Here is a 12,082-nt window from a genome sequence, read left to right on the forward strand (position 1 = left end):
AACCAACATTATGCATATCTACGCTGAACTGCTCACAATAGGAGATGAAATTCTATATGGTCAAACCCTGGATACCAACTCTCATTGGATGAGTGGTCAGCTGGATGAATTAGGCATTAAGGTTATTCGCAAAACCACCGTAGGGGATGTGAAATCCGAAATGATGCAGGCATTTGAGGAAGCTGAAAGCCGAGCGCATATTACCCTTATCACCGGCGGACTCGGTCCCACCAGCGATGACCTCACCAAACCCCTGTTGGCCGAATATTTTAATTCAGGTATGAGCATGGATGAAGAAGCACTGGCAGAGGTGAGCCACTATTTCGAAAGTCGTGGCCGCCAACTAACAGAGCTTAACCGCCTTCAGGCCATGCTTCCTGAAAAATGTACCAAAATCACCAATAGAAATGGTACCGCTCCCGGGATGTGGTTCGAAAGAAATGGGAAAATTTTTGTAAGCATGCCGGGTGTTCCGCATGAAATGCGCATCATGATGGAAGAATCCGTACTACCTAAAATCAGGGAATATTTTCACCTGCCGGTAATTGCCCATAAGATGATCAAAACTGCGGGCATCGGAGAATCCTTTCTGGCGGATAAGATCAAAGACTGGGAAGACCGGCTGCCCGAAAATATTAAACTGGCTTATTTGCCCTCGCCCGGACAGGTAAAGTTACGGCTTACGGCTGCCGGAACAAATAAAGATGCCCTCAGAGAAGCACTGGAAGCAGAAACAGAAAAACTGTTACCATTAGCTCACCCCTATGTTTTTGGCTACGGAGAGGAAACTTTAGAAACCGTAGTGGGCAAAATATTAAAAGAAAAAGGACTAACACTCTCTACCGCCGAAAGCTGTACCGGAGGAAATATAGCGCATTTAATTACCACTGTCCCCGGCTCATCTGCTTATTTTAATGGAAGCATTGTCGCCTACCAAAACGAAATCAAAGAAAAAATATTAGGCGTGAAAAAATCCACCCTGGAGACCCATGGCGCTGTTTCCGAGGCCACCATCATTGAAATGGCAGAGGGAGTTAGAAAAGTGTTAGGTACCGATATAGGCGTGGCTACTTCAGGCATTGCCGGACCGGATGGTGGCAGCGCTGAAAAACCGGTGGGAACCGTATGGATAGCCCTTTCTGATGGAGAGCGAACCACTACCCGGCATTTCCTGATGGGCAAGAACCGGGAATGGAACATTCAACTTTCTTCCTACGCAGTGCTCAATATGATCCAACGCTTCTTGCGAGGCACCTGGTCCTGAATTTCATAGAACCCACCAAATGATTATATTTACATAGGGCGAATTTCAACCACTGAAAACACACCGAAACTCAAAACTTTCGTTGGTCTTTCAGTGATTTCGCCACAGAAGATTCTTCAACAAAATCTTCAATGGAACAAACGTAATTTGGAATTGGGCACTTTTTGTGTCTTTTATCAATTTTTTGACATGGCAATTGTAGAAATGGTATTGCCCCCAATGGGCGAGAGTGTATTTGAAGCAACCGTCAATTCATGGCTGAAGCAGGTGGGGGAAAACATCCAGCAGGATGAATCACTGGTTGAAGTTGCAACGGACAAGGTAGACACCGATGTCCCGGCTTCTCATACGGGTGTACTTCAAGAAATTCTTATTCAGGAGGGAGAGGTGGCGCAAATTGGTCAGCCTATCGCCTTGATTAATACCGATGGAGATGCGCCAGCAAAAAATGAAAGCACCGCAGCACAGGCGACACCCGTAGCTGAACCTATGGCAGAGGATAACACTTCTGAAGCAGGCGGCGAAATAGAAATGGTACTTCCTCCAATGGGAGAAAGTGTTTTTGAAGCAACGGTAAACAACTGGCTGAAAGCAGAAGGTGACACCATTGAAGCGGATGAATCCATAGTGGAAGTAGCTACTGACAAAGTAGATACGGAGGTTCCGGCAAGTGCTTCCGGCGTGCTTACTAAAATTTTAGTACAGGAAGGAGAGCTTGCGAAAATCGGATCCCCAATTGCGCTGATCAAAACAGCTGATGGCAATATGACAGTGGTAACATCAAGCACCAAGAGTGAAACCATTACGGAGAAGCAGGCTGAAGCCATAAACGGACAGGATGCTCCTGTTCAGGCAACGGCAAGCAGAACCACTTTAGCTGCGAACGGGGAACGTTTTTATTCCCCATTGGTAAGAAGCATCATCGCTAAGGAAAATATTTCTACCCAGGAGTTGACACAGGTAAACGGCACCGGCCTGGAAGGACGTGTGACCAAAAAAGATATCATGGCTTACCTCCAAAACAGAGGACAAGCCAAACCGGTATCACAAGCTGCACCTGTGGCAAAAGCAGTTGCGCCTTCTGCTCCGGCCTCAAATTCCGCTCCTTTGGTAAAAGCGAGCCCAATGGCCAACGATGAAATCGTGGAAATGGATCGTATGCGGAAAATGATTGCGGACCGTATGGTGGACTCCAAGCGTCAGGCTCCCCATGTAACCTCTTTTGTGGAATCTGATGTTACCGAGGTAGTCAACTGGAGAAATGCCAATAAAAATCCTTTCCAGCAACGTTATAAAGAGAAGCTTACCTTCACCCCTATCTTCGTTCAGGCGATTGTGAAAGCTATTCAGGATTATCCGGCCATTAATGCCTCCGTGGATGGTGATCGCATCATCATGCGCAAAGATATTAATATCGGTATTGCAGTAGCACTTCCCTCGGGCAACCTGATAGTTCCGGTCATTAAAAATGCCGATAAACTGAGCCTTGCCGGTTTGGCAGAAAAAGTAAATGATTTGGCCAAGCGCGCCCGTGAAAATAAATTGACGCCTGATGATTTAAGTGGTGGAACTTATACGGTTTCCAATATTGGGTCTTTCGGAAATATTGCAGGAACTCCGATCATCATGCAGCCTCAGGTTGCCATTATGGCCCTTGGATCTATTCAAAAGAAACCTGCGGTAGTAGAGACCCCACAGGGAGATTTTATTGGCATCCGCCAAAAAATGATTCTTTCTCATTCCTATGATCATCGTGTTGTAGATGGGCAATTAGGTGGTTTATTTGTAAAACGAGTGAGTGAATACCTGGAGGCATGGAATAAGGACGTGCATATTTAAGTCATTCGAAGCAAAAATATATTCAAAAGGCGGACTTGTTCCGCCTTTTTTTATTTCCACTAAATGCTACAAAAGCTCAAATTACGCGATAGCCTTCCGCTTTAGCCGGATTATGAATGTCTGACCTGGATTATACAGGCTTAAATCCTCGTTTAGCTGCAAAGTGGAAGAAATGAAGGAATAGATCCCAATTTTGAGTTTTCCCCATGGCAGCAGATGAATGAGGAGAGAACAAGCTCAACAAAATCTGGGCTGTAAAAAAATATGTAAAACACCTACGACCTACCAAAGGGAGGAATTGATTGAATTGAATCGTTATGCTGCACTTTGCCGTGCATTTTTCGAAATAAAAACTGTCCGCCACTGTCCGATACTGTACACAAACGGACACTTTTCCCGGACTTTTTTTTTCAAAAAACCCCTTATTTCGCTTAAATCGCCCTTTTTAATATTTGGCACTGGATTGGTAATTAACATGGCATAACACAACGATTTAACCGCCATGAAAAACCTTATCCTACTTCCACTTTTCCTTATTTGCCTTTCCGTAAATGGAATGAATTTTTCTCAAGATCAAATCACCAATAATAAAGTCTCTGTTGCTATCTCAGAAAACGGAGAAGCATTAGTGGTAGACCTTACCGGCGCACAACTGGATAACCAGCATACGATTGTTGATTTGGAAAAAATGGACATTTTCTCCTATCGGACCAGAGTTGTGAGGTATTTTGGCGGATTAATGAAACAAAAAACCTATGAACTCAAGACGCTTACCATCAGAACAGCTACTGAGGAAATAAATGAAATTTTTGACCGTGCTAACGTAAATCAATTGGTACATTTATTGTTAGGAAATCATTAGATTTAATATTTTTTCCTACATGAAAACAAAAAAATGGATTTCGTTTTCATCAGAAAAAAATCCATGTAATCAGAAATGAGGAAACTCATCTTTCATGGCAATCGTTAAATAGTTTACAATCAAACAGAAATTCAGCAGTTTATCTGAAAAAAATATTATTAAGTGGTCGGTCTCATAAGCCGACAAGATTGGGTGACACTAGAAAGTGTTAAGTTTTGTGCTCGCGGTTTGGTACCCGCGAGTTTTTCTTTTTTTAAGGCCGCGCTATTTGTTTCATAAAGCTGAATCACTCACCTGCCCGATTTTATAAAATTATTAATCTGCCCTCTTCTCCTTTCCGGTCAAAAATAAAATATCCATAATCCGGTTTATGTGCAAGCTGTTTATTCAGTGTTCGCGATCATATAAATTTTAATTAGAGCATCTTGCCTCCTTTTTCCCACCCATAGCTAAATAATGACAGAAGGGGCCATAAACCACCTCAAGGAAAGATTTCTTAAAAAAACATGGGAAAAAGAGGAACAATTACCTTACGTTCAACTGTCCGATTTCTCAACAAAAAGTGTCCAAAAACCGAACACTAACCCACTGACTCACAAACAAAAAGCCCTCCCACTCGCTTAAAAAGCCCTTTTTACTTTTTGGCATCTCATTGGCATTATAAATAACGAACCTCGAACCTTAATACCATGAGAAGCTTTGTAACCACCCTACTCGTTCTTTTAATAACTACCATCCATGCCCCCGCCATGAATTTTTCCCCGGAAGATGTAAAGGGCGATAAAATCACCGTAGCCATTACCGACGATGGAAAAGAAATGGTAATCGATTTAAGCGGAAAGCAATTAAAGGACCAGCACACTGCCATCGATTTAAACAGAATGGATGAATATGCTTATAAAACCCGCGTGGTGCGCTACTTCGGAGGCATGCTAAAGCAAAGCACTTATGAACTGGAAAAATTAACGGTTCGCATTGCCGGTGAAGAAATCGTTGGAGCTTTTGACCGAACCAACCTCAATAAAATTGTCCATTTACTGGTGCAGTTTTAATGGTTCTTCCCCAAAAATGGAACCTTCTCTTGCAAAGCTTCACCAGATCTGTATCAATCAGGAATCATTAAAAGGTCAGCACATTGGAAAATTAAGCTGATTACTACCTGAGTATATTGATTAGTCGCTATTCCAAAGTCCGTAAATCATTTGCGGGCTTTTTTTGGCCAGTATGAAAATCAACGAAAATCCATCCTTACCCGGATTATTCGTGCTTAAATCCTCGTTTAGCTGTAAGGCGGAAAAAATGAAGGAATAGTTTCCTATTTCGAGTTTTTTCCAACAAAGCAGATGAATGAGGAGAAAGCAAGCTTGCCCAAATTTGGGCTATTATTAATCAAAGAAAACAAATTGTAACGATTTGAAATTTAGTCGTTTACAGACAATCAATGAGTTTAGCGGTGAATAATTCGGGCTAAGCAAATCTTTTAAGCCAAATGAACCAGTAAAGGCCTATTTGGTTTACCTTCCACCCAAAATAAGAAACCATGCTTTCATTTTCCCTGCCGTACAGCTAAACGAGAATTTGAGCATACGTCATTCGGGATAAACTGTCCGATTTGTAGTCAGTACTGTCTTAAAAACGGACACTTTTTATTACAGGAAAAATCAAAAACTGCTCTCACCGTGCTAAAACTCCCTTTTCTATTTTTGGCACAGTATTAGGACTCTAATTAGTGAAACTAATACTATGAAAAGAATACTGATCATATTGGGCTTGATTATCGGACTGTTGGTAAGTCTACCAAAAGGGGAGCAATTCTTTCCTTTGGTAAAACTGGAGGTTCGGGAAAAAACTCATCTTTCTGAGGATAATGGGATTACTGGCATGTTGCTCCAATCCAAATATGAAGCGGAAAGCGATTCAGAACAAATAAAAAGCATTTGACTACAATGAATCATTCTTATAATAAAAGATAATTTGATCGGCTTTGGCCGATAAGATTGGGTAACACGATTAAGTGTTTTTGTACCCGTGGCTGGTAACCACGGGTTTTTCTATTTTTAGTCTTTTATTTCCTGATCACGATTTCCTCCAGTGGTCTTCTCACCTTAGCTAATGATGCATATTTGTCTGCTGATGAACGATACCCCACTGGGCACATCACCACCGCCGTAAGCCCCATAGCAGCTGTTTCCAAAACTTCATTTACCGCGGCTTTGTCAAAACCCTCCATCGGACAGGAATCCACCTCTTCCATGGCACAAATGGTCAGTAAATTCCCCAAGGCCAAATAAATCTGGTGATCCAGCCAACCGGTCTTGGCCTCATCGGCCATACCATTGATAAAGCCTTTCACCATGCCGGAATAACCTGACAATTCTTCTTTGGGAATCTGGCGAGTCGAGGAGACTAAATCAATATAATCCTCTGCATAAGGTTCATCTACCTCATTTACCCGGCAAAGCACTAATAAGTGCGAAGCTTCTGCCACCTGTTTTTGTCCATAAGAAAGCCCCACCAATGACGCTCTCACCTCCGGATTTTCCACCACCATCACCTTCCAGGCCTGTAAACCCAAAGAGGAGGCCGACCAGCGTAAACCTTCCAATAAACGATGCAGCTTTTCTTCCGTAATTTTTTGAGTAGGGTCAAATTCCTTGGTCGCATAGCGCCACTGAAGTTTTTCAAGAATATCCATGAATTGCCTTGTTCTAAAGGTTGTTTGTTTGATTAATTATAGTGTCAAGCTTACGCATTATTTAGCAAAAATGTTTCCTCTACAAATCCTTTTATAAAAGGGTTAATCATAATTTTTTCACTTGCAAACATTTGCGAATGAATTCAAAAAATTAAATTCAATGATGCACGAATACAATTATTTTTCTTTCTAACTTAAGGACCAACCAATTATTTAATCAACGCTATTTTTTTCATTTAACCCATCATCTTTTTCCAACAAAAAACCATTACTATTTATAATGAAGGTTCAGTTTAATATCGACTACTACACCCACTGGGGACAACGTGTTTATGTATGCGGTTCCATACCAGAGTTGGGAAACTGGGACCCAGAGAAAGCATTAGCATTGGAAGTCCTGCAGGGAGAACATTGGCGTGGAGAAACTTCCGTTAGCGGAAAAGTTACCCAGTTATCCTACAAATATTTTATCCGCCAAGAAGAGCATACTGAGGTGAAATATGAATGGGGTACCGAACGCAAAGTTTCTTTTACGGCAGCAGAACAAAAACAGGCTTTTTACCTGAAAGACTTTTGGCGCGCAAAAGACAGACCCGAAAATGCCTTCTTCACCTCCGCTTTCCAGAATGCTTTATTGAAACCCGCCAAGGCAAGTAAAACTAAAAAGAAAAAAATCACCCTGAAAAAAGGACAAGACCTTTTCCGCTTTCAGATCTCGGCTGCACGGGTGCCTGAAGGCCATAAAATTTGTTTATTGGGGAGTTCTGAAGCCCTTGGTGGTTGGGCGGAGTCGAAAGCACTGGTACTGGAACCTAAAGGAGAATCACTTTGGCAAGCGGAAGTTGCGCTGAATGGCATTGCGCTTCCGGTTGAGTATAAATATGGGCTTTACGACACCAAAGCAAAAAAAATCACAGCCTGGGAACAACGGGAGTTCAACCGTGTGCTTTTTGCGGAAGTTAGTGAAGAAAACAGCGTTCACATCATCTCCGATGAAGAATTCAGCTATCCGATGGGACCCTGGAGAGGGGCGGGAGTCGCCATTCCCGTGTTTTCTTTACGCACCCGCCAGGGCATGGGAGTTGGAGAATTTCTGGATCTTAAAGTTCTAGCAGACTGGTCGGAAAAAGTAGGGCTGAAGTTAATCCAGATATTACCAATCAATGATACCGTTGCGGAACATACCTGGATGGACTCTTATCCCTATTCCGCCATTTCGGTATTTGCCCTGCATCCCATGTACCTCAACATGGAGGCTTTGGGAAAATTAGCCTCTAAAACCACCCAGGAGATTATTTCTGAAGTACGGGAAAAACTCAATAAACTGGACACAGTAGATTACGATGGGGTAATGCGTATTAAAAGGCGCTACATCAAAATGATCTACGATGAAACCAAAGAGAAATTCTTCGCAGACAAGGATGCGACTGCTTTCATGAAAGAGAATGGCCACTGGTTAAAGCCTTATGCCGCCTTCTCCTATTTGCGTGATCTTTACGGAACACCGGACTTCAAAGAGTGGGGGGCCTATGCGGATTACGATCAGAAAAAAATCGAAGCGCTTTGCAAGCCTGGCTCAGATCAGTTCGATGATATAGCCGTTCATTTTTACAGCCAGTATCATCTGCACAAGCAGTTGCTGGAAGCTGCTGATTATGCCAGATCCAAGGGAATTGTTTTAAAGGGAGATATTCCAATTGGAATTTATCGTTATTCGGTAGATGCCTGGATGGAACCAAGACTATACAATATGGACTGCCAGGCCGGTGCGCCACCGGATGGCTTTGCGGTTAATGGCCAAAACTGGGGATTCCCAACTTATAATTGGGAGGAAATGGCCAAAGATGGCTATGCCTGGTGGAAAAGCCGGATGACCAATATGAGTAAGTATTTTGATGCTTTCCGCATTGACCACATCCTTGGTTTTTTCCGGATCTGGGAGATTCCATGGGATAATGTACAGGGCATTCTGGGTTACTTCAATCCATGTCTGGCAGTAACGGCGGATGAGATACAACACCGGGGAATTCATTTCGACTACGAAAGGTTTGTAAAGCCCTACATTCGGGAACATTACCTATTCGAAAGGTTCGGAGAAAATACCGCCATGGTCAAAGAAACCTATCTGGAGGAATATCATCCGGGATTTTTCAGAATGAAGCCTGAGTTTGATACCCAACGTAAGGTAGAAACTGCTTTAGCGACGGACCCCACCATGAGTATGGGAGAAAAAGCCCAAAGAGAAAAACTGAAAGAAGGCTTATTTGGGTTAATTGCCGAAGTGCTATTCATTGAATTACCCAACGGACAGGGCTACAGCCCTCGCATATCCATGCATTTCACCCGTTCTTTCCAGGATTTGGATGATTATACCAAAGCAAAACTGGATGAACTTTACATCGACTTCTACTACCACCGACAGGAATGGTATTGGAGGGAGCAGGCCATGATCAAATTACCTGCACTGAAAGAAGCCACTAATATGTTAATTTGTGGAGAAGACCTGGGCATGGTGCCGGATTGTGTTCCGCCGGTGATGGATGATTTGGGAATTTTATCACTGGAAATTCAAAGAATGCCCAAAAATCCAAAAGTCAAATTCGGCCATCCGGCAGATGCGCCTTATATGTCGGTGGTGACCCCTTCCTGCCATGATATGTCCACCATTCGGGGTTGGTGGGAAGAAGATTCGCACCAGACTCAGGAGTTTTATAACCAAATTCTGGGACATTGGGGAGGTTCTCCTTTCTATTGTGAACCATGGATTGCCCGGGAGATGGTCAATCAGCACCTATGGTCACCGGCCATGTGGGCCATTTTCCCAATACAGGATCTGGTAGCCATTGATGAAAGACTTCGTCGTGAAGATGCTCAGGCGGAGCAGATCAATGTTCCGGCAAATCCTAATCACTACTGGAGATACCGTTTCCATATGAACCTGGAAGATCTGATAGAAGAGGAAGAATTTAATGAAGAGATCAGACAATTAATTTCCGAAAGTGGCAGAGCCTAAAAAATAAATACCATTTAAAAAATCCCGTAACTATATTAGTCTCCGGGATTTTTTTTGCCCTCACTATAACCTCCAATTTCAGCCTCAAATTCCCCCCCACCTCATTCCTCCTCAAAATTTCCCGGGATTTCTATCAAAAATACAGTAGCAATTTTGAAAGACCTGGAATCATGCATCACTCAGGTTATCACAGATTATAATCCCGGATTATTTATCCATAAATCCTCCTTTAGCTGTCTGGCGGAAAAATTGAAGGAGTTTTTCCTCTTTTGAGTTTTTTGCTTTGAAGCAGATGAATGAGGAGAAAGCAAGCTTGCTCAAATTTGAGTTATTGATAATTCGATAAAACCAATCGCAACAAACTAACCGTGAGTTCATTTCACCGAAACACCAATTATTAAGATGAATAATGCTGCTTATATGCTTCCTTATATAAAATGTCTCCAAGACTAAGTTTACGGGTGCTTCATGGTTTTCTTACTGCCCATTTTAAGAGGAAACTCCAGACTATGGCTTATCAAAACAATCTTCAAATACAGGGTATTTAAACTATTTAGTCATAAAACTTACACAGAAAGCTTACATCCTTTAGGATGAAAACAACAAACACCTGACCTACACCTATTTACCATTTTACAAGAAATCACAACTGTTGATAAATTTACATTGCTATTCAAATTCACAGTCAACCAGTCGTTGATTTTTCGTATATTCTGTATAAGGAATAAAAGACACACCCCAACAAGGACCTACTAAAACTGTTCTGAACGGGGAAACTTCCCATAATTCCGACACACCCAAAATCAACATAAACCTGAATGCAAACAATAGACTCTTATATCATTAAATCATCTGCCCAATTTCAATCTAACCAGGAGCATATGGCATCTCTCCTGAATCAATTGGAAAAGCACCTGGCTGAGGCCCGCTACGAAGGACCTGAAAAGCACATTCAAAAAGCACGCGAAAAAGATAAATTCCTTTCCCGTGAAAGAATTGAATTGCTTTTGGACCGGGACTCCCCCTTTTTAGAGCTTTTACCCCTGGCGGGAATTGGGCGCGATGGATTCGGGCCCTGCGGTACTTTGGTGGCTGGTATCGGATTGGTCAGCGGGAAAATTTGCCTCATCGCTTCCAATATCGGAACAAAGAAAGGTGGTGCCATAGACCATGCCACAGTCCAAAAACACCAACGTATTGCCGAAATTGCCTGGGAGAATCATTTACCAGTAATTAATTTGGTAGAATCTGCCGGGGTGAATTTACCCGAACAGGAAAATATTTTCAATAATGCCGGCACCATGTTTCGGGAGATTACCCGCCGATCCAAGCTGGGAGTCCCCACCATATCCATCGTCTTTGGTAGCAGTACGGCTGGTGGTGCCTACATTCCCGGTATGTCCGACTATGCGATTTTTGTCAAAGACCGCGCGCAGGTATTTTTGGCCGGTCCTCCACTAGTCAAAATGGCCACCAATGAAGATGCTAAAGCGGAAGAGCTCGGAGGAGCGCATATGCATTCGAAAACCTCCGGTGTATCCGACTATCTGGCCGAAGATGAGTTGGACGGTATTCGAAAAGCAAGAGAAATCATGGAGTTTTATCAACCGGAAAGCCCACAGGCGGCAGATCGGGAAGTCAAACCTCCACAACATGATCCGGAAGAAATCCATGGGATTGTTCCACCGGATATCAAACAGCCCTTTGATGCCAGAGAAATCATTGCCCGCGTGGTGGATGACTCTGCCTTTAGTGAATTCAAACCTGACTTTGGGAGTACGCTCGTTACCGGCTATGCCCATATCAATGGCTTTAAGGTGGGCATAATAGCGAATAACGGGGTCTTGTTCAGCGATGCTGCCAATAAAGGGGCCCACTTCATTCAGCTCTGCAATATGCATCGGATTCCATTGATTTTCTTCCAAAATATTACCGGCTTTATGGTAGGGAAGAAATATGAGCAGGAAGGCATCATAAAACATGGTGCCAAGCTAATCAATGCCGTAGCGAATTCCGAAGTACCTGCCATCACCATTATGACAGGCGCCTCCTACGGTGCCGGAAATTATGCCATGATGGGACGCATGTACAAGCCCCGATTTTTATTCACCTGGCCCAATGCGAAAATTTCTGTAATGGGAGGAGAACAGCTGGCCGGTGTGATGGACATCATCCGCCGTGCTGGAGGCAAAACAGTGGATGAGGAACAGCTGGCCGCCGATAAAAAAGCATTGATCGAAGACATTGACTACAAATCCACGCCCTATTATTCCAGCGGGCATTTATGGGATGATGGTGTCATCAGGCCTTCGGATACGCGCACTTACCTGAGCATTTGCCTGGAGGTGATTCATCTCCAACAAATTGACAGCAGTCGGAATTTCGGCGTATTCCGCATGTAATACCAAG

The 12,082-nt window shown here is 43.1% G+C and carries 8 protein-coding genes; 7 read left to right on the forward strand and 1 reads right to left on the reverse strand.

Features of this window, described 5'->3' with window-relative positions:
- Positions 1-10 precede the first annotated feature (10 nt).
- The 5 genes from AAA970_RS12430 to AAA970_RS12450 all read left to right on the forward strand — a co-directional run bounded on the left by AAA970_RS12430 (position 11) and on the right by AAA970_RS12450 (position 5,906).
- Positions 11-1,264 carry a competence/damage-inducible protein A gene (locus AAA970_RS12430; RefSeq protein ID WP_338237376.1) on the forward strand — a complete coding sequence of 418 codons (1,254 nt, stop codon included), beginning with the start codon at positions 11-13 and terminating at the stop codon, positions 1,262-1,264.
- Between the two features lie 189 nt (positions 1,265-1,453).
- Positions 1,454-3,103 carry a 2-oxoglutarate dehydrogenase, E2 component, dihydrolipoamide succinyltransferase gene (gene sucB / locus AAA970_RS12435; protein ID WP_338237377.1) on the forward strand — a complete coding sequence of 550 codons (1,650 nt, stop codon included), beginning with the start codon at positions 1,454-1,456 and terminating at the stop codon, positions 3,101-3,103.
- Positions 3,104-3,605: 502 nt separating this feature from the next.
- Positions 3,606-3,965 carry a hypothetical protein gene (locus AAA970_RS12440; RefSeq protein ID WP_338237378.1) on the forward strand — a complete coding sequence of 120 codons (360 nt, stop codon included), beginning with the start codon at positions 3,606-3,608 and terminating at the stop codon, positions 3,963-3,965.
- A 689-nt stretch (positions 3,966-4,654) separates the two neighbouring features.
- A complete protein-coding gene (locus AAA970_RS12445; RefSeq protein ID WP_338237379.1) occupies positions 4,655-5,017 on the forward strand; it encodes a hypothetical protein in 363 nt (120 codons plus the stop codon).
- Between the two features lie 691 nt (positions 5,018-5,708).
- Positions 5,709-5,906 carry a hypothetical protein gene (locus tag AAA970_RS12450; protein ID WP_338237380.1) on the forward strand — a complete coding sequence of 66 codons (198 nt, stop codon included), beginning with the start codon at positions 5,709-5,711 and terminating at the stop codon, positions 5,904-5,906.
- A 124-nt stretch (positions 5,907-6,030) separates the two neighbouring features.
- On the opposite strand, the gene AAA970_RS12455 is transcribed toward AAA970_RS12450, so the two are convergent.
- Positions 6,031-6,660 (reverse strand): NAD(P)H-dependent oxidoreductase, encoded by a 630-nt coding sequence (locus AAA970_RS12455; protein WP_053403858.1) that lies wholly within the window; start codon positions 6,658-6,660, stop codon positions 6,031-6,033.
- Between the two features lie 280 nt (positions 6,661-6,940).
- Between AAA970_RS12455 and AAA970_RS12460 the strand changes: the two genes are divergently transcribed.
- Positions 6,941-9,673: a 4-alpha-glucanotransferase gene (locus tag AAA970_RS12460; protein WP_338237381.1), complete on the forward strand. Its 2,733-nt coding sequence runs from the start codon at positions 6,941-6,943 to the stop codon at positions 9,671-9,673.
- 818 nt (positions 9,674-10,491) lie between these two features.
- Positions 10,492-12,075, forward strand: coding sequence for an acyl-CoA carboxylase subunit beta (locus AAA970_RS12465; RefSeq protein WP_338237382.1), 1,584 nt, complete (start codon positions 10,492-10,494; stop codon positions 12,073-12,075).
- Positions 12,076-12,082: the final 7 nt, after the last annotated feature.

It is taken from the genome of Persicobacter diffluens, assembly GCF_036244895.1.
Classification (GTDB): domain Bacteria; phylum Bacteroidota; class Bacteroidia; order Cytophagales; family Cyclobacteriaceae; genus Persicobacter; species Persicobacter diffluens.